The organism is Actinopolymorpha alba DSM 45243 (assembly GCF_000373925.1).
Lineage (GTDB): Bacteria > Actinomycetota > Actinomycetes > Propionibacteriales > Actinopolymorphaceae > Actinopolymorpha > Actinopolymorpha alba.
Genome location: NZ_KB892779.1, coordinates 91,269 through 114,898 on the forward strand (window position 1 = coordinate 91,269; position 23,630 = coordinate 114,898).

Annotated in this window: 25 protein-coding genes, 1 tRNA gene and 1 pseudogene; 8 read left to right on the top strand and 19 right to left on the bottom strand. The window is 68.9% G+C overall.

The annotated features are described in order from the left end of the window. The first annotated feature begins 266 nt into the window (after nt 1-266). From B141_RS0127135 to B141_RS0127145, 3 genes are all read left to right on the top strand, one after another. Nucleotides 267-1,238 (top strand): phosphotransferase family protein, encoded by a 972-nt coding sequence (locus B141_RS0127135; protein ID WP_020578338.1) that lies wholly within the window; start codon nt 267-269, stop codon nt 1,236-1,238. 9 nt (nt 1,239-1,247) lie between these two features. Then, nucleotides 1,248-1,670, top strand: a complete 423-nt coding sequence (locus B141_RS0127140; RefSeq protein WP_020578339.1) for a VOC family protein — start codon at nt 1,248-1,250, stop codon at nt 1,668-1,670. 153 nt (nt 1,671-1,823) lie between these two features. Next, complete coding sequence (locus B141_RS0127145; RefSeq protein WP_020578340.1) at nt 1,824-2,156, top strand: hypothetical protein; 333 nt, start codon at nt 1,824-1,826, stop codon at nt 2,154-2,156. A 761-nt stretch (nt 2,157-2,917) separates the two neighbouring features. Here the strand turns inward: B141_RS0127145 and B141_RS0127150 are convergent. Continuing rightward, a tRNA-Tyr gene (locus tag B141_RS0127150) sits at nt 2,918-2,999 on the bottom strand. A 103-nt stretch (nt 3,000-3,102) separates the two neighbouring features. On the opposite strand from B141_RS0127150, the gene B141_RS0127155 reads away from it, so the two are divergent. Next, on the top strand, nt 3,103-3,597 hold the full coding sequence (locus tag B141_RS0127155; protein WP_020578341.1) for a YajQ family cyclic di-GMP-binding protein: 495 nt from the start codon (nt 3,103-3,105) through the stop codon (nt 3,595-3,597). 33 nt (nt 3,598-3,630) lie between these two features. Here B141_RS0127155 and B141_RS47875 read toward each other — a convergent pair whose 3' ends face one another. The 4 genes from B141_RS47875 to B141_RS0127175 form a co-directional block, all read right to left on the bottom strand. Further along, nucleotides 3,631-4,215 (bottom strand): site-specific integrase, encoded by a 585-nt coding sequence (locus B141_RS47875; protein WP_202805938.1) that lies wholly within the window; start codon nt 4,213-4,215, stop codon nt 3,631-3,633. Next, nucleotides 4,178-4,369, bottom strand: a complete 192-nt coding sequence (locus B141_RS50895; RefSeq protein ID WP_020578343.1) for a hypothetical protein — start codon at nt 4,367-4,369, stop codon at nt 4,178-4,180. The genes B141_RS47875 and B141_RS50895 overlap by 38 nt, the downstream gene beginning before the upstream one ends. A gap of 67 nt (nt 4,370-4,436) precedes the next feature. After that, a complete protein-coding gene (locus B141_RS52970; RefSeq protein ID WP_420313607.1) occupies nt 4,437-4,850 on the bottom strand; it encodes a cell division protein SepF in 414 nt (137 codons plus the stop codon). Between the two features lie 191 nt (nt 4,851-5,041). After that, nucleotides 5,042-5,632 carry a hypothetical protein gene (locus B141_RS0127175; protein WP_020578345.1) on the bottom strand — a complete coding sequence of 197 codons (591 nt, stop codon included), beginning with the start codon at nt 5,630-5,632 and terminating at the stop codon, nt 5,042-5,044. A 241-nt stretch (nt 5,633-5,873) separates the two neighbouring features. Between B141_RS0127175 and B141_RS0127180 the strand changes: the two genes are divergently transcribed. Then, the gene (locus B141_RS0127180; protein ID WP_020578346.1) at nt 5,874-6,650 is read left to right on the top strand and encodes an SAM-dependent methyltransferase; all 777 of its coding nucleotides are present in this window, start codon (nt 5,874-5,876) and stop codon (nt 6,648-6,650) included. Nucleotides 6,651-6,666: 16 nt separating this feature from the next. On the opposite strand, the gene B141_RS0127185 is transcribed toward B141_RS0127180, so the two are convergent. Both B141_RS0127185 and B141_RS0127190 read right to left on the bottom strand, forming a co-directional pair. Next, nucleotides 6,667-7,452 carry a class I SAM-dependent methyltransferase gene (locus tag B141_RS0127185; RefSeq protein WP_040422432.1) on the bottom strand — a complete coding sequence of 262 codons (786 nt, stop codon included), beginning with the start codon at nt 7,450-7,452 and terminating at the stop codon, nt 6,667-6,669. 41 nt (nt 7,453-7,493) lie between these two features. Continuing rightward, nucleotides 7,494-8,207 (bottom strand): DedA family protein, encoded by a 714-nt coding sequence (locus B141_RS0127190; RefSeq protein WP_020578348.1) that lies wholly within the window; start codon nt 8,205-8,207, stop codon nt 7,494-7,496. 131 nt (nt 8,208-8,338) lie between these two features. Between B141_RS0127190 and B141_RS0127195 the strand changes: the two genes are divergently transcribed. Together B141_RS0127195 and B141_RS0127200 are read left to right on the top strand one after the other, a co-directional pair. Then, nucleotides 8,339-9,730, top strand: coding sequence for a histidine kinase (locus tag B141_RS0127195; RefSeq protein ID WP_020578349.1), 1,392 nt, complete (start codon nt 8,339-8,341; stop codon nt 9,728-9,730). Then, nucleotides 9,727-10,374, top strand: coding sequence for a response regulator (locus tag B141_RS0127200; RefSeq protein ID WP_020578350.1), 648 nt, complete (start codon nt 9,727-9,729; stop codon nt 10,372-10,374). The genes B141_RS0127195 and B141_RS0127200 overlap by 4 nt, the downstream gene beginning before the upstream one ends. A gap of 4 nt (nt 10,375-10,378) precedes the next feature. On the opposite strand, the gene B141_RS0127205 is transcribed toward B141_RS0127200, so the two are convergent. The 12 genes and pseudogenes from B141_RS0127205 to B141_RS0127260 form a co-directional block, all read right to left on the bottom strand. Continuing rightward, nucleotides 10,379-11,257 (bottom strand): M48 family metalloprotease, encoded by an 879-nt coding sequence (locus B141_RS0127205; protein WP_020578351.1) that lies wholly within the window; start codon nt 11,255-11,257, stop codon nt 10,379-10,381. 163 nt (nt 11,258-11,420) lie between these two features. After that, nucleotides 11,421-12,596, bottom strand: coding sequence for an FAD-dependent monooxygenase (locus B141_RS52365; RefSeq protein WP_020578352.1), 1,176 nt, complete (start codon nt 12,594-12,596; stop codon nt 11,421-11,423). Between the two features lie 74 nt (nt 12,597-12,670). After that, nucleotides 12,671-14,383, bottom strand: a complete 1,713-nt coding sequence (locus B141_RS0127215; protein WP_020578353.1) for an NADH-quinone oxidoreductase subunit N — start codon at nt 14,381-14,383, stop codon at nt 12,671-12,673. A gap of 5 nt (nt 14,384-14,388) precedes the next feature. After that, the gene (locus tag B141_RS0127220; protein WP_020578354.1) at nt 14,389-15,954 is read right to left on the bottom strand and encodes a complex I subunit 4 family protein; all 1,566 of its coding nucleotides are present in this window, start codon (nt 15,952-15,954) and stop codon (nt 14,389-14,391) included. A 67-nt stretch (nt 15,955-16,021) separates the two neighbouring features. Then, nucleotides 16,022-17,971 (bottom strand): NADH-quinone oxidoreductase subunit 5 family protein, encoded by a 1,950-nt coding sequence (locus B141_RS0127225; RefSeq protein ID WP_020578355.1) that lies wholly within the window; start codon nt 17,969-17,971, stop codon nt 16,022-16,024. Beyond that, entirely contained in the window at nt 17,968-18,312 is a 345-nt protein-coding gene (nuoK, locus tag B141_RS0127230) for an NADH-quinone oxidoreductase subunit NuoK (protein ID WP_020578356.1), read from the bottom strand. The genes B141_RS0127225 and nuoK overlap by 4 nt, the downstream gene beginning before the upstream one ends. After that, nucleotides 18,312-18,893, bottom strand: a complete 582-nt coding sequence (locus B141_RS0127235; protein WP_020578357.1) for an NADH-quinone oxidoreductase subunit J family protein — start codon at nt 18,891-18,893, stop codon at nt 18,312-18,314. Before B141_RS0127235 ends, nuoK begins: the two co-directional genes overlap by 1 nt. A 310-nt stretch (nt 18,894-19,203) precedes the next feature. Then, nucleotides 19,204-19,431 (bottom strand): annotated as a pseudogene (locus B141_RS51750) (4Fe-4S binding protein); the annotation flags it as partial. Between the two features lie 145 nt (nt 19,432-19,576). Beyond that, nucleotides 19,577-20,536, bottom strand: a complete 960-nt coding sequence (gene nuoH / locus B141_RS0127245) for an NADH-quinone oxidoreductase subunit NuoH (RefSeq protein ID WP_026257611.1) — start codon at nt 20,534-20,536, stop codon at nt 19,577-19,579. Further along, a complete protein-coding gene (locus B141_RS0127250) occupies nt 20,529-21,242 on the bottom strand; it encodes an NADH-quinone oxidoreductase subunit C (protein ID WP_020578360.1) in 714 nt (237 codons plus the stop codon). The genes nuoH and B141_RS0127250 overlap by 8 nt, the downstream gene beginning before the upstream one ends. Next, nucleotides 21,239-21,946 (bottom strand): NADH-quinone oxidoreductase subunit NuoB, encoded by a 708-nt coding sequence (locus B141_RS0127255; protein WP_020578361.1) that lies wholly within the window; start codon nt 21,944-21,946, stop codon nt 21,239-21,241. The genes B141_RS0127250 and B141_RS0127255 overlap by 4 nt, the downstream gene beginning before the upstream one ends. Beyond that, the gene (locus B141_RS0127260; protein ID WP_040422459.1) at nt 21,937-22,323 is read right to left on the bottom strand and encodes an NADH-quinone oxidoreductase subunit A; all 387 of its coding nucleotides are present in this window, start codon (nt 22,321-22,323) and stop codon (nt 21,937-21,939) included. The genes B141_RS0127255 and B141_RS0127260 overlap by 10 nt, the downstream gene beginning before the upstream one ends. A 384-nt stretch (nt 22,324-22,707) precedes the next feature. On the opposite strand from B141_RS0127260, the gene B141_RS0127265 reads away from it, so the two are divergent. After that, entirely contained in the window at nt 22,708-23,616 is a 909-nt protein-coding gene (locus tag B141_RS0127265; RefSeq protein WP_020578363.1) for an ABC transporter substrate-binding protein, read from the top strand. Nucleotides 23,617-23,630: the final 14 nt, after the last annotated feature.

Here is a 23,630-nt window from a genome sequence, read left to right on the forward strand (position 1 = left end):
GGCCGGTGCGATACCCCTGCCTTGCAAAGGCGTTTACGGGTCTCACACTCGACTGGGCGTAGATCATCCACGCGTCTCCTCCCGGTCGTCGTGACCGTGGATCACCGTTAGGGCCCAAGATTGTCCTTGGCTTGGGGCACGCGGAGGGCACGCCGACGTTCATGTCTGTAGAGTCAGGCACCTTGATCGCGACCTGCCGGCCGCCCCGTGCACCGGGAGACCCGAGGATCCTGGTGACCGCGAGGAGATTAATGACGATAAGCGTGATGGATGCAAGCCCGTTCGCCGATGCTGTGCGCGCCGTGGCTGCGCACTATGGCGTGAAGGACAAGGACGTGGTGCCGGTCCCCACTCAGGGCCAGGTGAACCTGACGGTATTCCTCGGCAGTGAGCTGGTCCTGCGCATCCCGCGCACCACCAGGGCAGCGGAGCAGCTCTCAAAGGAAGCCCAGGTCATCGCACTGGTTCGGGACGCCGGAGTGCCGACTCCGAAACTCGTACGCTACGACTCGACCCTGCGAGTCGCGAGCGTGCCGTACATGGTCCTGCAGCGAGTGCGCGGCGCGACCCTGGCGGAGCAGGCGCCCGACCCGACGGCACGCCAGCGCACACTCGAATCCCTGGGCGAGATCCTAGTGACACTCCACCAGATCCGGTTCAGCAAGGTCGGACCCGTCAGCTCGATCCCGGAGCCCTTCACGTTCTCGCCGACAGAGTTACTCAGCGAGCTCGTGGAGGCGGGCGAGATCGGCACAGCCCAGCACGACTGGCTCCTCGAGCGATTCACTCTCCTTCAGCCCGAGGGCCCGTCGCGGGCAGATCCGATCCTCCTTCACCGCGACGTGGCCCCCTCGAACGTAATAGTCGGCCACGACGGGATGGTCACCGCATTGCTGGACTGGGGTTGTGCCGAATGGGGATCTCCGGCTCGCGATCTCGTCGGTCTCCCAATCCGGGTGCTACCCGACCTACTGTCCGCGTACCGATCAGCACTCGGAGCCGCGTCGTCACGAGACGACCGAGACGGTGACCTCACTCTCGAGCGCGACGCGCTCTGGTACCACCTCTACCTAGCGTTGGCGAGGCTCCTTAATAAGCCTTCCACGTCGGAAGATCGTAACTGGGCGGCGCCACGGAGTGCGACACTGCTCGACTTCCTCGCGTTCACGTCCAGTGCGGTAACGGAACCCTGGCCCGCACTTCTTCGTCCTATCTCGCTTAGCACGGAGCCTGTCTAGGGTCTGGACATGGGCATGCAGGTTCAAGTGACATTCGACGCGGCGGATCCGACTCGCTTGGCAGAGTTCTGGGCCCTCGCCCTTGACTATGTGCCGCAGCCTCCGCCGGAGGGCTTCGCGACCTGGGATAACCTCAAACGAGCGATCGGATTGCCTGAAGAGCGGTTCGACGAGTTCGCCTTCATCGTGGACCCCCACGGGCGTGGTCCACGGTTGCTCTTCCAGAAGGTTCCCGAGGGCAAGACTGCGAAGAACCGGGTCCACCTGGACGTCGACCCCAAGCGTGGAGGGGCCGACGGCTGGTCAACGGTGATGCACCATGTCGAGCGCCTGGTGAGCGCGGGCGCCACCGTTCTGAACGAAAAGGACGACCAGACTGGCAGGTGCGTCGTACTCCAAGACCCAGAAGGAAACGAGTTCTGCGTGCATTGACCTGGCATCCCGCTGCAGAGTCGGAGGCACCAGCTTGGAAGGCTGGCGGGCAGCCTTGGTCGCCGGATCGGCGCATGCTGCGAGCAACCATTCCTGTCTGTTGTGCGTCCTGGCCTTATCATCTGATCTTCATCAGCGCAGAGTGGGGGGCACGTGATCTCGAATGGCTTCGACGGCATCCTTCGTGACCTGGGCGAACTGTCTGGGACTGATCTGGTCGGCTGGCTACTTCTCGCGGGTTTGGCGCTACTTCCCATCGTCGGCGTCCTGCTCATCCTCGGTGGGAGCCGCCTCGCTTGGATTCCAGTAGCGGTCTTCGCAGCGCTGATGGTGTTGTGGTTTCTGTACTACGCCACCAACTGGTGGTCCAACCCGGGCATTGCGGGAGCCGCGTTGCCAGCCCTGGCGGTCATGATCAGCTGGATTGTCCTCGGAGTATCGGCGTGGTCCTTGCACCGCCGCCGGCATCGACCGTTGACTTCCTGACGCTTCAATAGGCCTCGATCGGAGGGCGGCTCGCCAACCAGCTCGGGAGTCTGGCCGGCAGCCGTGGTCGAGACCTTTGTCTTATCTGGCGGCTTGCCTCACAGCGATTCAGACACAGGTCGCACGCTGAGGGTTCCTCTCCCGTCGGTCGGACAGCTTCGTCCGCACCCGGGTTCTGTGCAGGGTCGCCAGGCTCGACGCGTCGACCGCTTGCGGCTTGGCCTGGCGACCCTGTGCAGGTTCCGGGTACGCCGCCTGCGGTGGCCGACCGGCGGGAGAGGAACCTGGCGCCCCACTCCCAGAGGGAGGACCGGGGGTCCAGGGGGCAGCGCCCCCGGAGGAGACCTCAACCTGAGATGGCCTCAGCCGGTGATGTCAACCGTCAGTGGCCGCGCCGGCCCGTCCGAGGACGGCGCCCCAGCGCCGCCCGCAGGACGAGGACGGGGCGGTGCGCGCCGCTTGCGGCGCGCCTTGATCTAAGTAGAGCCGCCTTCGGCAAGGCACCCGCCTGGCACCAAGCCCGCACGCCGGCATTGAGACACGCAACCCGCCGCGACGTGCCGCACGTCGCATGGGCGCATCCCAAGGATGAGCTGACTTGCACCAGCTGAGGCGGGAGAGGCGCCACAGATTTTGACGCGTATATGACGCGGCCAGCCGTTCACAGCCGGTTGTGGCCGGACACAGCCGGACACAGCCGGACACCTACAGAAACAGCCCCTGACCTATTTGCGCTGGTCAGGGGCCGTTTTGGCTGGTTGTGGCAGGTGCAGGGTTCGAACCTGCGTAGGCTGAGCCGACGGTTTTACAGACCGCTCCCTTTGGCCACTCGGGCAACCTGCCTGGGTGCTGTCGTTCAACAGCGAGTTGAGAGGATAGCGCAGAACTGGCCGGGCCTACGAACCCGCCCAGGTCTTTGCAGCAGCGACGTACGAAGGGAGCCGGGATGGCCGCCGAGTCATCGTTCGACATCGTGAGCAAGGTCGATCGGCAGGAGGCCGACAACGCCCTCAACCAGGCGGCCCGCGAGATCGCCCAGAGGTACGACTTCAAGGGCACCGACGCCCAGATCCGCTGGCAGGGCGAGCTTGGGGTGGAGATCTCGGCCAGCTCCGAGGAACGCGCGAAAGCCGTCCTTGACGTCTTCAAGGAGAAGCTGGTCAAGCGGGGCGTATCGCTCAAGAACCTCGATGCCGGCGAGCCGAAGCAGTCGGGTAAGGACTACAAGATCCAGGGGACGTTCGAGCAGGGCATCTCCCAGGAGAACGCCAAGAAGGTCGCCAAGATCGTCCGTGACGAGGGTCCGAAGGGCGTCAAGGTCCAGGTCCAGGGCGATGAGCTCCGCGTGTCGAGCAAGAAGAAGGACGACCTCCAGGAGATCATCAGCCTTCTGAAGGGCAAGGACCTCGACTTCTCCCTCCAGTTCATCAACTACCGCTGACTGGGAAGGCCGCCGGCGGGTTGACCTGCGCGTTTACCCGCCGGCCGCCTCCGAGGGGCACATCCGGGGCACATCGCCCAGGGCGGCGTCGACCAGGGCACGAGTCCGCTCCTCCGCCTCGGGCCACTCCCCCACATAGGTGTTCAGCGTGATCGTCGGCGTCGAGTGCCCGAGCGCCAGCTGGACTGTCTTCACGCTGGCGCCATTGTGGATCAGCAGGGTGGCGAAGTAGTGCCGAAGGCAGTGCAGGCCGGTGCCCTTCGGGATGCCCGCGGTTCGGGCGGCCGGCGCCCATACGTGTGCCCAGTCGGCCCGGTGGATCGGTCCCGGCTCCCGCTCAAGGTCGCCCCTGATCCCTGCCCAGCGGAAGAGGAGCTTCGCCTTCCGTCGGACCGGGTTGCGCGGGTCCGTCTCGTCGTCGATCTCGACCTCGACCGGCGGGTGCATCTCGATGTGTCGGGCCAGGGCTGCGGCGGCTACCTTCGGGAGCTCGACGGTCCGCGCCGAGCCTTTCGTCTTGACGGGCGCCAGGTACGGCTGGCGGCCTGTCACGCAGACCAGTTGTTGGCTGATGTCGATCTCACGGCGGAGGAAATCGACAAGCTCTGCGCACGTCACGCGCGGCCGTGCCCTTGTCGAGGTCCGTCTTGATCTCGGCGGCGAAGCTCTCCGCGGCGGACTTCTTCTCGAAGTTGCGCTTGAGCGGCTGGCCGGATTCGCTGCGCCAGCGGACCTGCCATCTCTTGTCACGGCCGTGGTCGGCGGACGGCACCTTGCCTCGGCCACAGGAGGTTGGGCACCGCGGCTCGTCCGGGCGGGGACGGGACCTGTGCCACCGATCAACGATCGCCACTGTCGCCTAGCCTCTCGCCGGAAGCGTTCCGGCGGCTCAATATCTCGCCTAACCATTGGGCTCCGCGTTCCGTTTCCTGACCCTCGCCAGCGGCCCCGGCCACGGAATCATCTATCCAACCCTCCGGCCGGAAACCAGGCGGCAGAAGTGCGATAACAAATGGCCCCTCCCGCACCATGTCTCCATGGAGGGCGAAGACCATCCCGGCCGCAAAGTCGATCACACTTCCCACTACAACGGGCTCGGCCTTACTAAGGTCCAAGCGAACGGGCGTTCCTTCTCGGAAGTGCTCGCCGAGCAGCCGACAGTCGTCGAACGACACTGGTTGCACGACGGCGAAGGCTGGTTCGGGCGACTCGCTCGGTTCTTCCTGCCGCGTGGATGGATGGCGGCCGGCCACTGAAGGCGGCAGCCCTGCCGCCTTACGTGCCGCGTGGTAGGCCTGCAGCTTCTCGCGCTCCGTCCGCAGCTTCCGCAGCCACGGCGGTGATCAATCTGAGCACGGTTCAGGGTGCACCACAGAACCCCGTCCCCGCAGGAAAACAAAGCGCCCCGGCCCATCAGGGTCGGGGCGCTTCGTCGTGTCCAGGGTCAACTAGCGGCTGGAAGGTTGGTGTATGCCCCGGTGTTGTCGGTGCAGATCAACTTCACCGCGGCTGGTTGTTGGCGTGCCCACTCGATCGCGGCGCGTAGGTCGTCGTCGCTGAAGATGTCGAGCCCGTCGCCGTCGTCGAACCACGCGGCCACCCACGCCGGCGCCGTCGGGTCCATGCTGATCTGGATGGTTCCTGTGCCTGGGGCAGGTTTGCGGTTGGTTGGGGTGAGGTCGTCAAGGGGTACCTCCCGGTGGTCGTCGGTGCGGACCACGCGGGCGGCTGCGGGCTGTCGGCGTGCCCATTCGAACACCCCAGCCTTGTGGTGAACGGGACAGTTCAGGAACTCCGCGTCGCCCTCCCCGTGCCAGCTGGCGCTCCAAACAGTCAGTCCCTCGCGGGGGAGGACGGTCTCGTCGATGACGACGGTTCCGGTGCCTGCCTCGGGGGTGGTGCTCGTACTCGGCAGCGCGTTCGGGTCGGGTGACCAGTCGGGGGGCAGTCCGTACCGCTCCGGATGCTGGATCGCGTCGGCGTTGTATCCGCGGACCTCGCGGATTCTGCGGGCCCAGGCGCTGTATTCAGGCATGGTGCTTCTCCCCGATGTGACGGCACCCCTGACCTTAGTTCCCTTGGCCAGGGGTGCCGTCACCAACCGTACGGTTACGCGGGGCGCCAGCCGGCTGTGAACGGAGCTGTCGGCACGTCGCTGTCACCCATGAAGCGAGCGCCCCGCCTCGGCGGGCGACCTAGGCGCGGCCCACCTGTGGGGCCGCACCCGGCGCAAATCGGCTCGCCACCTGGCCCCGCCTGTGGTTGGGTGCGCTGCTGTGACCACCCTGGATGCTCTCGTCCGTCCCGCCGAGTACCCCCGCTCGTCGCACTACGACCCGGCCTGGCTGCTGGGCCTCGACATGGGCCCGCACCCGTTGTGGCTGCTGGAGGACCTTTGCCGCGATCTGGACCTGCGGCCGGGGATGCGGGTCCTCGACCTGGGGTCGGGCAGGGGTGCGACCTCGGTGTTCCTTGCCCGCGAGTTCGGTGTGGAGGTCGTCGCCGCTGACCTGTGGGTGGCGCCCGACCAGGCGGCGGAGGTGTTCGCCGCTGCCGGAGTCGCGGACCGGGTGCACGCGGTCCGGGCCGAGGCGCACGACCTGCCGTTCGCTCGCGCAAGTTTCGACGCGATCATCAGCGTCGACGCGTACGAATACTTTGGTACGGCGGACAGCTACCTCGCCTACATCAGCAGGTTCCTCAAGCCGGGAGGCCAGCTGGCGATCGCCACGCCCGGCATGACCCGCGAGATCCGCGACCTCGGGGCGATCCCCGCACACATCAAGGCCTGCGTCGGCTGGGAGGCGATCGCCTGGCACACCGCGGACTGGTGGAGATTCCAGTGGGAGATCACCGAACTCGTCACAGTCATCTCGGCACGCCTGCAGCCTGACGGCTGGCGCGACTGGCTGCGCTGGGCCCGCGCCGGACTCGATCACGGAACCGATGACCGCGAGGGTACGAAGAAGGTCATCGCGATGCTCGAAGCCGACCAGGGCGAGTTCCTGTCGTTCGCCCTGGTCACCGCACGTATGAACGGCACGGCCTCCTGAGCCGCGCGCCCGCCCTTTACCGGTCCGTCGCCTGGTCGGGCTTGCGGGCCTCGATGAGGAAGCGGCGGGAGTACGCACGGAACGGCCCTTCCCGCTGGATCTGCTCGTGGAGATCGCGAAGCGGCTGCCGGTAGCGGTCCACGGTGAAGTCCGGGACGATCCAGATCACCTTGCGCAGGAAGTGCACGACCGCGCCGATGTCGTTGAACGACATCGGAAGGGTCTCGACCCGCAGGTCGACCACCTCCAGTCCGGCAGCCTCGGCCGCCGCGACCGCCCGACGAGTGCTCCGCGCCCCGCCCACCGGCTGCGGCCCCATCATGAAGTCGGTGAGTTCGTGAACGGTGCCGGCACCGACCTGCTGCGAGAGGTAGGACCCGCCAGGTCGGAGCACCCGCGCGATCTCGGGCCAGATCGTGAGGGTGGGGTGTCGGCTCACCACGAGGTCGAACGACGCGTCTGGGAACGGCAGGTCCGCCTCGTCGGCCACCTCGACCACTGTGGCACCAAGGTGTTGGAGCCGGCGCCGGGCGATCTCCGCGTTCGGTGGCCAGGATTCTGTGGCCGCGAGGATCGCCGGAGGGTGTTCCGCTCGGACCGCCGAGGCCAGTACCTCGCCGCCGCCGGTCTGGATGTCGACTACGGCCGAGGCAGCCGAGACCCGCTCGCGGAGCAATCGGGAGTATCCCCACGAGGGGCGATCCTCGGTCGCCCGCCCCTCGAACCACGAGAAGTCCCAGCCCTCGACGGGCACGGACTCCCCTTCCGCGAGCAATTCCTCAAAGGTTGTTGGTGTACTCATGCGGGCGAGCTTCTCAGTCCCCCCGCTCTGTTAGCGACGCATTAATCAGCTCCTCCCTCGCCGACCGAGATGGACGAGGGGACGTCTGACCGCGTGGCCTCCGGTGCAGAGGTGGTGCGGGCCCTCCTACCCTCGCCGGCCAGGGCTCCGCGAGTCCGCCTGGACCGGCGAAGGGCATACCTGACCAGCTCGACCACGACAGTCACGCTGATCGCGAACCCCAGACCGAGGAGCACCCCCTTGATCGGGTCGTTCTCGAACGCCATCCCACCGAGGTAGCCCACGAGCGCGGAATAGATCCCCCATGACAGGGCGGCGATGGCGGCGAAGAACGAGAACGACCGCAGCGGGTACCCAACCGTTCCCATCGTGAGCGTCACCGCGGTCCGACCGCCGGGGATGTATCTCGCGACGACAAGCACCAACCCGCCGCGCTCCCCCAGCGTCCGGGCCGCCCAGTCGAACGCCGCGCGCTTCCGACTCCCCGGTCGTGCCCGCTGGAGGAGCCGCCCGCCCGCTCCTCGACCGATGAAGTAGGACGTGTGGTCGCCCACGAAGGCGCCCAACGCGGCCACGAGAACGACCAGGGGAAGGCTCGTCGATCCACTCGCGGCGTACACACCAGCCATGATCACGACGCTCTCGCTGGGGAACGCTGGGATGAACGCGTCAAGTGCTGCGAGCGTGAACAGCACGAGGTAGATCCACGGCGAGGTCATCACCTGATGGACGATCTCGAGGATTGCATCGGTCATGGAGGCCACCCTCGCCTGCGGGTGGGGGTGGGCGAATCGGCCAGGCGTCGATCATGGGTACGACTTAAGGAGGGGGTCGCCGGCGACGAAGGTCGTACGAACACGGCGAGGTGGTCGCCTACCCTCCTCGTGTGGAGTACGCGACGGATCCCCCGGTCGGTGGGCGACTGATGGCCTGGCTAGGCCGAGTCGTCGACCGGTTCGCGCCGTGGGCGCTGAGTTCGGTCGTCGCGGCTCTCTCGGTTGCCGCGGCGACGGGCTTCCGGGAGAGCGAGGTGTGGGGTAGCCCACCGATCCTGGTGCTGGGCGCCGCCTGCGGTGCGTCCGTGGTGCTCGCTCGGCGATGGCTCTGGCCGCTGTTCGCCGTGGCCGCGTTCGCGTGGGTGACGCTCGCAGTATGGCCCGTCGTCATGGTCGCGTCCTACTACGCGGGCACCAGCCTGCGCCGGCGTCGGCATTTCCTGTTCTTCGCCGCCGCGGCACTTCTGATCAATGTGCTGGGTGTCGCCGTCAGCCTGATCATCGGCGGCTCTCGCGCCATCTGGGGCAGTCCGTCGAACGCTGTCACCGGGCTCCTGGTGTTCATCGGACTACCGCTGGTCGTGGGTTTGTGGGTGGCCGCCAGACGGCAGGTGGTCGCCGGCCTGCGCGAGCGCGCCGAACGCCTGGAACGCGAGCATGCCGCGCGCACCGACCAGGCCCGGGCAGAAGAGCGAGCCCGCATCGCCCGGGAGATGCACGACATCGTGGCCCATCGGGTCTCGTTGATGGTCCTACACGCCGGAGCGCTGGAGGTGAACGCGGCCGATGAGCGGACAGCGCGGGAAGCCGAGCTGATCAGGGACACCGGCCGGGAGGCGCTGGCAAACCTACGGGAGGTGCTTGGAGTTCTGCGGTCGACAGACGCCGCGAACGACGGTCCCCTCAGCCCCCAGCCGATGCTCGCCGACCTCGACCACCTGCTCGACCAGTCCCGTGCGGCGGGGATTCCCGTCAACCGGCGGTCAGAAGGTACGACCCGGCCGGTGCCGAGCGCCGTCGAGCGCGCCGCCTATCGCATCGTCCAGGAGGCGCTCACCAACGTGCACAAGCACGCCGGCGGTGTGGCCACCGAGGTTGTCGTGCACTACCAGCCCCACGCGCTCGAACTCGCGATCCGCAACGCGCGTCCACGGGTGCGGCCCGACCCGTTGCCGGGCAGTGGAATGGGTATCGCCGGCCTACGCGAACGGGTCGGTCTCCTCGGCGGTCGCCTCGAGGCCGGCCCGGGGCCCGGCGGTCAGTTTGTGTTACTCGCCTACCTCCCGACGCGGGAGATCCCCGGATCGGCCGAAGGTCCGCCCTTGAATGCTCGCGATACGCCCATCGACGCGGGCGGTGCGTCTCTGGACTCTGACAGTGTGCCCTCTGGCAATGCGCCTCTCGACTCTGACAGTGCGCCCTCTGACGGAGCGGCTATCGACGCGGGCGGTGCGCCTGTCGACGTCGAGAGTGTGCCGGCTGACGCGGAAGCAGCCAGATGATCCGCGTACTGATCGTGGACGACGAGGCCCTGGTGCGGTCCGGGCTGCGGATGATTCTCGAGGCAATGGACGACATCGTGGTGGTGGCTGAGGCGTCCGACGGCGCCGAGGCGATTGCGGCAGTCTCCAGGCACCGGCCCGAGGTCGTACTCATGGATGTCCGCATGCCCCGCATGGACGGACTCGCCGCCGCGGCACGGATCAACCAGACGCCCCACCCCCCGAAGGTGGTGATGCTGACGACCTTCGACCTCGACGAGTACGTCAACCGCGCCCTGCGCGCGGGAGCGGTGGGGTTCCTGCTCAAGGACACGCCACCCCACGACCTGGCCGCCGCCGTACGCACCGTCGCGGCCGGGCACGCCATGCTCGCACCGCCCGTGCTCAAACGGCTGATCGACACCTTCGCCGAACGCGAAGCGCCCAGGCGGGACCTCGCCCGGAAGCGGCTCGGCGAACTCACCGCCCGCGAGCAGGAGGTGATCCGGGCCGTCGCCCGCGGCCTGTCCAACGCTGAGATCGGCCGCGAACTCGCCATGAGCCAAGCCACGGTCAAAGCGCACGTCAGCCGGGCGCTCGGCAAGCTGGACCTGACCAACCGCGTCCAAGCCGCCATCCTCGTCCACGACGCCGAACTCCTCTGAGGTTTCAGCGGCGGTAGCCGGCCAGCCGCTCCAACCGAGCGATCCGCTCGCGAGTCGGCGGGTGCGTCGAGAAGATGCGTACGAACCCCCTGACGCGGAACGGGTTCGCGATCATCAGTGCTGCCGTGCTCCGCAGCTCAGGGTCGGGTGGCAACGGCGCCTGACGCGTCGTCAACTCCAGCTTGCGCAGCGCCCCCGCAAGCGCCATCGGGTCTCCGGTCACCTGAGCCGAGGTCGTGTCCGCTTCGTACTCCCGCGAGCGGCTGATCGCCAACTGGAGGACTGACGCGGCAACCGGTCCGAGCACGAGCAGCAGCAACGCACCCAGCGGATTGGCGTCGTCCTCTCCATCGGTCGAGCGCCCGAACGGCAGCAGCCAGGCGAACTGCGCGACGTACATGATCATGCTGGCCAGCGCCGCTGCCACGGACGAGACGAGGATGTCGCGGTTGGCCACGTGTGCGAGTTCGTGCCCGAGCACCGCCCGCAACTCCCGCCGGTCGAGCAACCCCAGCAAACCCTCGGTGACGCAAACCGCCGACCGTCGAGGGTTCCGGCCGGTGGCGAACGCATTCGGCGTCACCGTCGGCGATACGTACACCGCCGGCATCGGCAACCGCATCGTCATCGCGAGCTCCCGGACCAGCCGGCAGAGCTCGGGGTGGTCGGCCTCGCTGACGGGATAGGCCCGCATCGACCGGAGCGCGATCCGATCGCTCCAGAAGTAGGCGCCGGTGTTCATCGCCAGCGCCAGCACGAACGCCACAGTGAGCCCGAACCGTCCCCCAAGCGATCGCCCTACGAGCAGCACCAGCACGGACAACACGACAAGGAGCAGCGTGGTCTTGAGCTGGTTGCGGTGGCAGTGAGCGCGATCATGCATCCGGACGGTTGACCTCCATCCCGAGAACGCCGCCATCAGCCAGGAGCGTTCCCGGACCCGCCGCGTTACAGCGTTACATCAGCCCCAGCAGGTCGCTTGCGCGCAGCCCCGAACCCGCGCGCTGTACGACAAAGGTGGCCAGCTTCCACCGCTTATCCGCCGCTTAGCTGCGACGAAAATCCGCCGGAGTGCCGGGGATCAGGTCCTCCAGGTACGCCGCCGCGATCTCGGCGACCGGCCCGCACCGGAGCCCAAGGTAGCCGTCGGGACGTACGACGAGAACGCTTCCGCCCCGGCGTCCGAGCGCCCGCCGAGCATCACCGAACTGATCGAGCAGCGTCACCCCGGGCACCCCCGAGCCCCCACTGATCACCTCGCTGTGTACGGCCGTACCAAAGCGCAGCCTGACCGACGTGACAGCCTCGGCCGTCACCGAACCCAGCCCCAGGACGGTCCAATGGGTGCCGCGCAGGAGGTCGAGCAAACGGATCTCCCGGGCGTCCCGGACGCTCCACAGCCGGAGGTCAGGTAGGCGGTCGCCCGCGCGCAGCAGCACCCGCTTGCCGCCGAGATTCTGGCTCAACGGCGAGGTGCGATAGTGCGCCCCGAGCCGGTCCAGCTGGGCGGAACGCCGGCGTCGAAACGGCAGCCACGACCGCTTCGGCGCCTCGGGAACCGCGCCGCGCTCCGGGGCAACCTCGGCTGGACGGCGTTCGGCCTCGTAGCTGTCGAGGAGCGCGTCACCGGCGCCGCACAGCACGGCGGCGAGTTTCCAGCCGAGGTTGTACGCGTCCTGCAGCCCGACATCCACGCTTGCGGTATCCACGCTCCTGGTATCCACGCTCCCGGTATCCGGGCCTCCGGCGCGCGGGCCGGCCATGGCGTGACCCAGGGCGAACCTCCGCCCGTCGCGGAAGCGGTCAACATTGCCGGGCGTGGTGGTGATGACGTAGGTCTCGCGGGCGTCGGGATGGTTGTCCTGCCCCAGCGAGCGAGCGCCGGTGTCCTGCTCGACCGCGACGCCGAACTCCGCGAGCCGCTCCCGCAGGGCCCGCTCCACCTCCCGGCTCGGGAGCACGATCGTTCCTGACTCGGCAGCGCTGGCCGACGGCAACCGGTCGAGGACGCCGAGATCAGCGAGTACGTCCCGGCCCCGCGCGCTCAGGGCGCACTCCGGCGACTCAACCGCGGGACGCGAGCGCGGGTTGAGAACGCGTACGCCGACGTCTCGCCGGGCCAGGTCAATCGCGATGGCGAGACCGGCCGGGCCGGCACCGAAGACCAGCACCTCCTGGGTACCCACGTGCTGGGTACCTGCGTGTTCGAGACCTTCACCCACGCGGCTGAGACTCCCACTCTTCTCGGCGGACCAGCAACCACTGCGACGCCCCGTGCCCACCCAAAGCCTCCCGATCAGAACGGCAGGCGCAGTTGGCGGAGTACGTCGAGAGCGAGACCGGGGGCCACGGAGAGTACGACGCCCAGCGTCGCGGTCACCGCGATCGCGACGTTCGCCGGCCAGGCGGGTGCGCGGGCAGCCACCGCAACCGAAGCCGGCGCCGGGGCAGCTGCCGATGCCGAGGCCGGAACGTCCGCGGGCGTGGCGAAGAGGAGCGCCGTCCAGTACAGGTAGTAGGCCAGCCCGATCACGACGTTCACCGCCATCACCACGGCGAGCCACCCAGCTCCCCCGTCGACCGCGGCCCGGAAGACCACGACCTTCGCGAAGAGCCCGGCCACACCCGGCGGCAACCCCGCGAGCGCCAGCAGGAAGAACGCCAACGCGCAGGCCCGCAGCGGGTCAGACCAGAACATCCCGCGGTAGTCGCTCAGCTCGTGCGTACCCCGCCCACCCGCCACCCAGGCGACCACCGCGAACGCACCGAGGTTGACCACCGCGTAGATGAGGAGGTACGCGACGGTCGCGGCGAGGACCGGAGTCGACCCCGCAGCGTCCGGCCCAGGCCCCGCGACACCCGCCGCCGTACCCGACCTACCCGCCACGCCCGCCACCGCACCCAGCGGGACGAGGAGGTACCCCGCCTGCGCGATGCTCGACCAGGCCAGCAGGCGGACGGCGTTGCGTTGCCGCAGCGCCACCAGGTTCCCGAGCGTCATGGTCAGGGCCGCGAGCACACCGAGCGCGGGCGCCCACACCGTGGCGTACGACGGAAACCCCATGCTCACCACGACCAGCAGCCCAACAAGGCCGGCGGCCTTGGAGACGACGGAGAGGTACGCCGCGACCGGCACCGGAGCACCCACGTAGGTGTCGGGTACCCAGAAGTGGAACGGCACCGCCGCCACCTTGAAGCCCAGCCCCACCAGGGTGAGCACCACCCCGACCGCGGCGACTCCTACCGGCTCCGCACCGGAGGCCAGCGCCGTGGCGATCTCGCCGAGATACACGCTCCCCGTCACGCCGTACACCAGCGAGATCCCGAACAACATCACCGCGACCGACACGACCGAGACCAGGAAGAACTTCAGCGCCGCCTCGGCCGCGCGCTTGTCTCCACCCCGCAGGCCGACCAGCGCGAACGCCGGCAGCGACACGACCTCGAGCGCGACCACCAAGGTGATGAGGTCCCGCGCCCCGGCCAACGTCATGGCGCCGCTCGCCGAGGCGAGGAGCAGGAAGAGGTACTCACCGATCGGGATCCGCTCCCCGAGCGTGCCGCGCGTCGACAGCAGGACGACCAGCATGGCCCCACCGGCGGCGATGAGCTGGAAGACCAGCGTGGTCGAGTCGACGACGTACGAACACGACTCCCCCATGACAGCGCCAGCCCCGGCCCCGCCGCCATGCCCAGCCCCAGTCCCAGTCCCAGTCCCAGAGCAGAAGACCCCACGCCGCTCGCCCAGCAGCGGCACGAGGAGGAGCAGGCCGGCGAACAGCCCGACCAGTGCGATCCAGGTCGTGGCAGGAACCCCGCCAGCTCCCCGAGCGCGCGAGCCCCGCAGAAAGGCGTCGACCACGAGGACCGCGATCGCGGTCAGCGCGACGACCAGCGGCGGCGCGATGACCGCCCAGTCCACCGGCTGAGTCACGGCGGCCCCGGCGGTCCCGGCAGCAGCGGTGGTACCGGCAGTGCCGGCAGCAGCGACTACAGCGGCAGCGCCCACACCCGTCACCTCCCCACCAGCAGTTCGACGGCCGGCGTGGTGAGGGCCAGCACCGCCTTGGGGTACAACCCGAGCGCGATGGTCAGCGCGACCAGCGGCGCCCAGGTCCACACCTCGATCGCGGTGACGTCCCGCACCACGGACAGGCGCGGTCCGATGGTGTCCTCGCCCTGGCACATCCGGCGTACCAGCACCAGGAAGTACGCCGCCGTCAGGACCGCACCGAGCCCGGCCAGCACCATGAGGACGGCGTACGTCGTGCGGGTCAGAGCGGCGTCCGGCTGGTACGCACCGAAGAGCGCGAGCATCTCGCCCCAGAACCCCGCGAGCCCCGGCAGGCCCAGACTCGCCACCGCGCCGAAAACGAACAGCCCGCCGAGCCTCGGCATCCGCGCGTACAGCCCGCCACCGAGATCGGTCAGGTTGCCCGTGCCATGCCGGTCCTTGATCGCACCGGCCAGGAAGAACAGCAGGCCGGTGATGAGACCGTGCGCGACTCCCGCGAAGATCGCGCCGTTGACGCCGACCGGCGTGAGTGTCGCGATCCCGAGCAGGACGAACCCCATGTGCCCGACAGAGGAGTACGCCACCAGCCGTTTGAGCTCGGTCTGGCGCAGGCAGGCGAGCGCGCCGTAGAGGATGCCGACTGTCGCGAGGCCCGCGAGGTACGGCGCGACCACCCGAGCGCCGTCCGGGACCACCGGGAGCCAGACCCGGACGAAGCCGTAGGTGCCCATCTTCAGCAGGACACCGGCCAGCAGGACCGACCCGACCGTCGGGGCCTTCGCGTGCGCATCGGGAAGCCAGGTGTGCAGCGGCCACAGCGGGCTCTTGACCGCGAGGCCGAGGCCGATCGCGACGGCCGCGAGGACCTGCGCGCCCATTGCGATCCCGCGCCCGCCCCGCTCCGCCAGCACGGTGATGTCGAAGGTCCCGGTCTGCGCGTACACCAGCAGGAACCCGAGCAGCATGATCGCGCTGCCGAGCAGCGTGTAGAGGATGAACGTCGTGGCGGCCCGCCGCCTCCCTGTGTTTACCCCGCCGCCGGATGTGCTCCGCCCATCCCCGCCCGCCCCCTCCTCTTCGTCGTGCGGATCTCCCCAGACCGCGATCACGAACCACATCGGGATGAGGACGACCTCGAAGAACAGGAAGAAGACGATCAGGTCGAACGCCACGAACGTCCCGAGCATCCCGGCCTCGAGGAGGAGCACCAGTCCGACCAGCCCTCTGGTCCGACCAACCTCGGGTGCGATCCGCGTCGTGTAGAGCAGGCACAGGAACGCCAGGAGCGCGGTCAGCAGCACCATTGGCAGCGAGATGCCGTCGACACCGAGGTGCCAGCGCACGTCGATGGCGGGGATCCAGCGCACGTCCGTCACGAACTGCACCCGCTGCGCCGCGCCGTAGTCGAAGGCGGCCGCGAGCACCACGGCGAGCACCAGGGTCACAGCGCCGACGGCCGCACCGATCCGTGCTGCGATGGACTCAGGGACCAGCCGCGGCAGCCCGACCACGACAGCCGCACCCACCAGCGGGACGGCGAGCAACAGCCACAGCAGTGCGTTCACGAGGCCACCCGCACGCTGAGGCTGGAGAAGAGCAGCATCAACAACAGCAGCCACCAAGGCATTTCACTCACGCGATCACCCCCAGGGCAGCGACGGCCAACAGGACCACACCGGCGAGGAGCAGTGTGAGGTACGTCTGGACGTTGCCGGTCTGGACCCGGCGCAGGGTCCCGCCGAGCCAGTGGGCAGCACGTCCCGATCCGTGGACGTAGAAGTCGACGACGTCACGGTCACCGGCGACCACCGCCCGGGCCAGTACCCACACCGGCCGCACGACGTACGCCGCGATGAGGTCGTCGATCCGGAAGCCCTGCTGGAGGAACGGCCGGGCCCGACCGAGCAGCACCGCCGGGTCACGGGCGTCGTGCCGCCGCCAGGTCCACACGACCAGGCCGCTCGACACGAGCGCCAGCAGCACCGACCCCACCGTCGTACCCACGTGGATCAGCTCCGGAGCGGACGCGACCGCCGGCCCACCGCCCCCGAGCCAGCTGGCCCACGCGCCGGGCGCGAAGGCCACGAATCCGAGGAGCGCAGAGGGTACGGCGAGCACGATCAACGGCCACCGCATGAGCGCCGGAGCCTCGGCTAGCCCTGCCCCAGCGTGCCCTGCCCCGGCGTGCCCTGGCCCCGGGTGTCCGGGTGCGAGGTGCGCGGGTTCGTCCGGCACGGGCACCGTCCGCGGGCCGAAGAAGACCCGCAGCCAGAGCCGGGTGGAGTACGCCGCCGTCAGGGCGACCGTGCCGAACCCCGCGAGCAGAGCGACCCAGGCGGCGCCCACCGGCAGCGGCCCGCCGTGAAGCGCCGCCTCCTGGATGGCCCCGAGCACGGCGTCCTTGGCGAAGAACCCCGACAGCGGTGGCAGCGCGGCCAGCGCCGCGAGACCGATCGTCATCGTCACGAACGTCACCGGCAGCGCGCGGCGCAGGCCACCCATCGCCGACATCAGGTTGCTGCCGACCGCATGGATCACCGCCCCCGCGCACAGGAACAGCAGCGCCTTGAACGCACCATGCGCCAACAGGAGCAGGACCCCGGCGGTGTAGCCGCCCGCGGCGAGCCCGGCCAGCATGTAGGCGAGCTGGCTCACTGTCGACCATGCCAGGACGCGCTTGACATCTTCCTCGGCGAGCGCCGCCAGCGCCGACCCCACCATGGTGATCGCCGCGATGACCGCGAGGATCGCGAGGGTCGCGGGGGCCGCCTGGAAGACACTGAGCAGCCGGGCCACGAGGAACACCCCGGCCGCCACCATGGTCGCCGCGTGGATGAGCGCGCTCACCGGCGTGGGACCGGCCATCGCGTCAGGAAGCCAGACGTGCAAGGGGAACTGCGCCGATTTGCCGACCACGCCGGCGAGCAGCAGCAGGGTGGCGAGCGTCGCCGTACCCGTTGTCAATTGACCATTGACAGCCGCCTCTTGGACCTCGGAGATGCGGAAGCTGCCGGCGCCGAGCCCGAGCGCGAAGATGCCGAACAGGAAGCCGATGTCGCCCAGACGGGTGACCAGGAACGCCTTCACCGCGCTGTCCCGGGCCTCGCGCAGCTCCCAGTGGTGGCCGATAAGGAAGTACGAGCAGATGCCCATCACCTCCCAGCCGACCAGCAGCACCAGGAGATCGTCGGCGGCCACCACCAGCAGCATCGCGGCGGTGAACAACGACACGAACGCGACGTAGGAGGGATAGCGCGGATCGCCGCGCAGATAGTCGACGGAGTAGATCTGGACGGCCAGCGCCACGCTCGCGACGAGGAGGCTGACGAGCGCCGAGAGACCGTCGACGCGGAACGCGAGGTCGAACGCCAGCCCGCCGGTCGGGACGTGGGCGAGCGTTGTCGTCCTGGTGCCGAGGTCGCTCGCGAGGTCGGCGCCCACCACCGCCCAGGAGGTGAGGAACGCGACGGCCGCACCGGCGACACCGACCGGGGCAACCAGCCGCGGCAGGCGGCGGCCGAGCCCGAGCGCGACAACGGCGGCCACGAACGGCGCGAGGATGCCGACGAGCAGGGCGGTCATCGGCGTACCTCCGCGTCCTCGCGGTCGGTGTCCTCGCGGTCGGCGAGTTCGCGTACGGCGTCGAGGTTGATCTGCCGGCGGGTACGGAAGAGCAGCAGGACGATCGCGAGCCCGAGCCCGATCTCGGCGGCGGCGATCGTGATGGTGAACAGCGCCAGGATCTGCCCGCTGTGCAGGGTGTCGCGATGCCAGGCGTCGAACGCGAGCAGGTTGAGGTTGACGGCGTTCAGCATGAGTTCGACGCCCATCAGGACGAGGATCGCGTTGCGCCGGGCCAGAACGCCGTAGACCCCGATCGCGAACAACAGCGCCGACACGACCAGCGGGAAGAGCAGCGGCATCAGGAGCTGCTCCTTTCCCGGTCGTCAGCGTCCCTTGCTGGTTCGGTGTCCCTTGCTGCTTCGGCGTCCCGCGGACGGTTGGGTACGTCGCGCCGGGACAGCACGATCGCCCCGACGAGCGCCGCCAGCAGGAGGACGGACAGCACCTCGAACGGCAGGACCCAGGTGGAGAAGACCGCACCGCCGGTCACCCGGGCGCCGCCGATCTCCGCTCGATCCAGGTCGATGACAGCGCCTGAGAAGCCCGCCACGAGCGTCGTGACGAGGACCCCCGCCACCGCGGCCGCGACCACGGCGGCGAACCACGCGTTCGGGGTCCTGGCAGCGGGGTCCGGACGGGTCGGCGCCCGGGTGAGCATGAGGGCGAACAGCAGCAGGACGACGACCGCTCCGACGTAGATCAGCACCTGCACCCAGGCCACGAACTCCGCCGTCAGCAACAGGAAACACCCGGCCAGCGCGCCGAGCGTCACCACCAGCCAGAGGGCCGCGTGCACGATCTGCCGGGTGGTGACGACGAGGAGAGCCGAGCCGACCGCGACCGCGCCCAGCAGCACGAACAGCACCCGGACCGTGCTCATGCGCGTCCTCGCTTCGCTGCGGGCGTGGCGCTGTGCTTGATGGTTCGCTCGCTGCGCTCGCTCATGGCGCTGTGTTGAATGATTCGCTCGCTGCGCTCGCTCATGCCCCGGCCTCAGGGCCAGACCGCGCATCCTCCTCCGAGCGCGGGCGGACCCGGGCCGCGGCCTTCTCCGCAACCCCGAGCTCCTTGGGTGGCTCCGCACCGTCGTCCACCGCGGGTGGCGCCGGCACGGTCCACATCCACTCCCGCAGCGTGTCCTTCTCATGCGTAAGGTCAGCGATGTCGGTGGTGGCGTACTCGAACTCCGGCGACCAGAACAACGCGTCGAACGGGCAGACCTCGACGCAGATGCCGCAGTACATGCAGAGCGAGTAGTCGATCGCGAACCGGTCGAGCACGTTGTGGCTCCGCTCGCGCGCACCCGGCTCGCTCGGTTGGGCGGTCTCCTTGTGAGAGTCGATGTAGATGCACCAGCTCGGGCACTCGCGGGCGCAGAGCATGCAGACCGTGCAGTTCTCCTCGAAGAGCGCGATCACGCCCCGGGTCCGCGGCGGCAGGTCGGGTTTGACGTCGGGATACTGCTGCGTGATCGAACGCCGGGTGAGGTTGTCGAACGTCACCTTCAGCCCGTGCACCAGGCCCTTGCCGGGTAGCTCAGCCATCACCACACCACCTTCCCGTTCATGAGATCACCACCGAAACGACGCCGGTGAGCGCGAGCTGGACCAGCGCGAGGGGTACGAGCACCTGCCAGCCAAGGCGCTGGAGCTGGTCGGAACGCAACCGCGGATAGGCCACCCGCACCCAGATCACGACGAACGCCACCGCGAACGCCTTGAGCAGCGTCCACAGCCAGCCGAGTGCGTCGGAGAACGGCCCGTGCCAGCCGCCGAGGAACAACACGGTCGTCAGGGCCGCGAGGACGACGATCCCGGCGTACTCCGCCAGCAGGAACAACGCGAACCGGATCCCGGTGTACTCGGTGTACGGCCCGAAAATGATCTCCGCGTCGGCGACCGGCATGTCGAACGGCGGTCGGTGCAGCTCGGCCAACCCCGCCACGAAGAAGACGAGCATCCCGGGCAGCTGCCAGAGCAGCCACCAGGGCTGCCACGCCTCGACGATGCCGGTCAGCGAGAGGGTCCCCGCCGCCATCGCGACGCTCGCGGCGGCGAGCACGAAGGGGAGTTCGTACGCCAGCAGCTGCCCAGCGGAGCGGAACGCGCCCAGCAGGCTGTACTTGTTGGCGCTCGCCCAGCCGCCCATGAGGGAGCCGAGCACGCCGATGCCCATCACCGCGAGGACGAAGAAGAGTCCGGTCTCGAGCTCCGCGCCGACCAGGCCGGGTGCGAGCGGGATCGCCACCAGGGCCACCAGGTAAGGGATCAGCGCCAGGACGGGCGCGAGCTGGAAGACGCGCCGGTCGGCGTTCGCCGGGACGATGTCCTCCTTCTGCGCGAACTTCACGCCGTCCGCGACGAGCTGCGCCCAGCCGTGGAAGCCACCGGCGTACATCGGACCGAGCCGGCCCTGCATGTGGGCCATCACCTTGTGCTCGGTCTGGCCGACGAGCAGGGGCAGGACGAGGAACGCCACGAAGACGCAGCCGACCCGCAGGAGGAGTTCGAGGACGTCAGCCATCGCCCGCACTCTCCTGGTCGGACGGTGTGGCGGTCCGCGGCGCCCGTGGTGGCCGCGCCGCCCGCCGGACCGGACGCGCCGGTGCCGCGACCGCCAGCGGATCGGGCGCGGGCGAACCCGGCGGGCGCGGACCCCACGCCTCCGCGGCGGGCACACCTGGCGGCGCCACCCGGCGGCGGCTCGGTGCCCGGGCCGCGTCGTGGTCGGACTCCCCCGGCTCCTTCGCACCCGGCCAGGCCTTCGCCACCCGGGCCGCGAGTACGAAGTCCTTGCGCAGCGGATGCCCCTCGAACTCATCCGGCAGCAGCAACGGTGTCAAGGCGTCGTTGCCGGCGAACTCGATGCCGAACATCTCGTGGGTCTCGCGTTCGTGCCAGGCGGCGCCGGCGTACACCCCGATCGCGGTCGGCAGCCGCGCGGCGTCGCGGGGAACGCGGGTACGGATGAGGAGGTGCTCGACGGCGGCCGCGTCCGGTGCACCCAGGGCCGCGAGGTGGCACACCACCGCGAACCCCTGCTCGAGCTCGTCGACAGCGGAGAGCCAGTCGAAGTACGAACAACCCAGGCCATCACGTACGGCGGTGAGCGCGTCGGCCCAACGGTCGGCTGGTACGTCGATCGTCGGCGGGCCGAACCCCTCGTCCAGCCGGACCTCTACGTCCAGCGTCGACGCGAGGTGGTCGCGGGCCCGCTCCGCCCAGCTCATGGCGTCCCACCTCGCAGTGGCCGCCGCAACAGCGAGGCCGGACCGCGCCTCGGAGGCGTCGCACCGGCGTACCGGCTACTCAGCGACTCGCCCGCGATCTTGTCCTGGAGCCGGATGATCCCTTGGAGCAGCGCCTCGGGGCGGGGTGGACAACCAGGCACATAGACGTCGACCGGGACGATCTGGTCGACTCCCTTGGTGACGCAGTAGGAGTCCCAGTAGGGCCCGCCGGAGTTGGAGCAGGACCCGAACGAGATGACGTACTTCGGATCGGGCATCTGCTCATAGAGACGGCGGATCGCCGGCGCCATCTTGTCGGTCACTGTCCCCGACACGACCATGAGGTCGGCCTGGCGCGGCCCCGGCGCGAACGGAATCACGCCCAACCTGATGAAGTCGTGCCGCGACATCGACGAGGCGATGAACTCGATCGCGCAGCAGGCCAGCCCGAAGTTGAACACCCAGAGCGACCAGCGCCGGCCCCAGTTGAGGACGAACTTCAACGGCTCCGGCGCGAGTTTCGACAACATCCCGAGTGACGGCGCCCCCACCTGGGGCATCGGCAGATCAACCGATCGCTGCGTCGTGGCGCCGTCCGGCGCATCCTGACCGTTCGGCGCATCCTGACCGTTCGGCGCATCCTGACCGTTCGGCGCATCCTGACCGTTGGGCACCGGCGGAGTCTCGGGCGAGGTCAGGTCCATGTCAACACCCCCTTGCGCCATGCGTAGAGCAGGCCGACGGCGATGAACCCCAGGAACACGAACATCTCCACCAGGGTCACCCACCCGAAACCGGGCGCCGCGAAGACGGTCGCCCAGGGGAACAGATAGATCGCGTCCACCGCGAAAACCACATAGAGGTACGCGAAGACGTAGTAACGGACATGCGTCTGAGCCCAACCCTCACCGACCGGATCGACGCCGGACTCGTACGTGAGCAGCTTCTCGCGGGTCGGGCGGGTGGGCCGCAGCAGCCGGTTGGCGCCGAAGGCCGCGGCGGCGAAGGCCACCCCGACGAGGATGACCGTCAGAACCGTCGTATACGTCGCGTAGTAGCTCGCGTTGTCGGGCTGCGCCATGCCGTTCACGCAACGCCTCCTTCACCACTCGCGGCCGGACCCAGTGTCGATCCGGCCCCACCTCAGGTGGGCCCGGGTCCAGGCACGCGAGTCTAGTGTCGTATCGGTCGGCAGAGCCCACCGCTGGAAGCGGGTGGACCATCGCGGCCAGGGCGGCGTGGACGTCAGCCGCGGGAGAACCCCCAGCAGCATCCAATCCCGGCCCGGCCCCGGGCGCGACCGTGATCAAGTCCGAGAAATCGTTGACCAAGACGGGGCGCCGTGAACAGTTTCTCGGACTTGATCATGGTCCCGGGATGACTCCGAAGTTGGGCCCGAAAACCGGGTTTGGGGCGGGCCGTATCCTTGCGACGTTCACGTCGCTGATCATCTGGAGATCGCCTCATGCGCCCTCGTGTCGGGTTGTTCCGCGGCCTGGCCGCGTTCCTCGCCCTCGCCGCCCTCGCCGCCTGCGCGCCCGAGGACAACTCCACGTCGGACGCTGGTGGACCGTCCAAGGAAGCCTCGGGCTCGGCCTCGCCGTCCGCCTCGACCGCCGCCGCGTGCGCCAAGGAGTCGTTGCGGACCCGCACCCCCGGCAAGCTCACGATCGCGACCGACCAGCCGGCCTACGAGCCGTGGTTCGTCGACGACGACCCGACCAACGGCAAGGGGTTCGAGTCGGCCGTCGCCTACGCGGTGGCGGAGGAGCTCGGGTTCGCCAGGAGCGACGTCACCTGGGCCCGCGTGCGCTTCAACGCCGCCATCCAGCCGGGCCCCAAGGACTTCGACTTCGACGTCAACGAGTTCACGATCACCGAGCAGCGCAAGAAGGCGGTCGACTTCAGTACGCCGTACTACGACGCGACCCAGGCGGTCATCGCCCTGAAGTCGTCCAAGATCGCCAAGGCCGGCTCCGTGGCCGCCCTCAAGAACGCCCGGCTCGGCGCCCAGGTCAACACCACCAGCTACAACGTCATCACCGACGTGGTGAAGCCCACCGTCGAGCCGCGGGTCTACCCCAACAACGACAACGCCAAGCAGTCCCTCCAGAACGGCGCCATCGACGGCCTCGTGGTCGACCTGCCCACGGCGTTCTACATGACTTCCGCCGAGATCGAGAACTCCGTGATCGTCGGCCAGATCGAGCAGCAGGCTGGTACGCCCGAGCAGTTCGGACTCGTCCTCGACAAGGGCTCCCCGCTCACCACCTGCGTCAGTGCCGCGGTCGACGCGCTTCGTGAGGACGGCACGCTCAAGCAACTCGCCGACCAGTGGCTCGCCGACGTGGCGGGCGCACCGGTCCTGCGCTGACGCCGGTATCGAGG

Bases quoted from the DNA above. Each gene is read 5' to 3' on its own strand.
- B141_RS0127135 (WP_020578338.1), top strand. From the start codon at position 267: ATGGATGCAAGCCCGTTCGCCGATGCTGTGCGCGCCGTGGCTGCGCAC.
- B141_RS0127140 (WP_020578339.1), top strand. From the start codon at position 1,248: ATGGGCATGCAGGTTCAAGTGACATTCGACGCGGCGGATCCGACTCGC.
- B141_RS0127155 (WP_020578341.1), top strand. From the start codon at position 3,103: ATGGCCGCCGAGTCATCGTTCGACATCGTGAGCAAGGTCGATCGGCAG.
- B141_RS0127175 (WP_020578345.1), bottom strand. From the start codon at position 5,632: ATGCCTGAATACAGCGCCTGGGCCCGCAGAATCCGCGAGGTCCGCGGA.
- B141_RS0127185 (WP_040422432.1), bottom strand. From the start codon at position 7,452: ATGAGTACACCAACAACCTTTGAGGAATTGCTCGCGGAAGGGGAGTCC.
- B141_RS0127190 (WP_020578348.1), bottom strand. From the start codon at position 8,207: ATGACCGATGCAATCCTCGAGATCGTCCATCAGGTGATGACCTCGCCG.
- B141_RS0127200 (WP_020578350.1), top strand. From the start codon at position 9,727: ATGATCCGCGTACTGATCGTGGACGACGAGGCCCTGGTGCGGTCCGGG.
- B141_RS0127205 (WP_020578351.1), bottom strand. From the start codon at position 11,257: ATGCATGATCGCGCTCACTGCCACCGCAACCAGCTCAAGACCACGCTG.
- B141_RS0127225 (WP_020578355.1), bottom strand. From the start codon at position 17,971: ATGACCGCCCTGCTCGTCGGCATCCTCGCGCCGTTCGTGGCCGCCGTT.
- nuoK (WP_020578356.1), bottom strand. From the start codon at position 18,312: ATGCCGCTGCTCTTCCCGCTGGTCGTGTCGGCGCTGTTGTTCGCGATC.
- B141_RS0127235 (WP_020578357.1), bottom strand. From the start codon at position 18,893: ATGAGCACGGTCCGGGTGCTGTTCGTGCTGCTGGGCGCGGTCGCGGTC.
- nuoH (WP_026257611.1), bottom strand. From the start codon at position 20,536: ATGGCTGACGTCCTCGAACTCCTCCTGCGGGTCGGCTGCGTCTTCGTG.
- B141_RS0127250 (WP_020578360.1), bottom strand. From the start codon at position 21,242: ATGAGCTGGGCGGAGCGGGCCCGCGACCACCTCGCGTCGACGCTGGAC.
- B141_RS0127255 (WP_020578361.1), bottom strand. From the start codon at position 21,946: ATGGACCTGACCTCGCCCGAGACTCCGCCGGTGCCCAACGGTCAGGAT.
- B141_RS0127260 (WP_040422459.1), bottom strand. From the start codon at position 22,323: ATGGCGCAGCCCGACAACGCGAGCTACTACGCGACGTATACGACGGTT.
- B141_RS0127265 (WP_020578363.1), top strand. From the start codon at position 22,708: ATGCGCCCTCGTGTCGGGTTGTTCCGCGGCCTGGCCGCGTTCCTCGCC.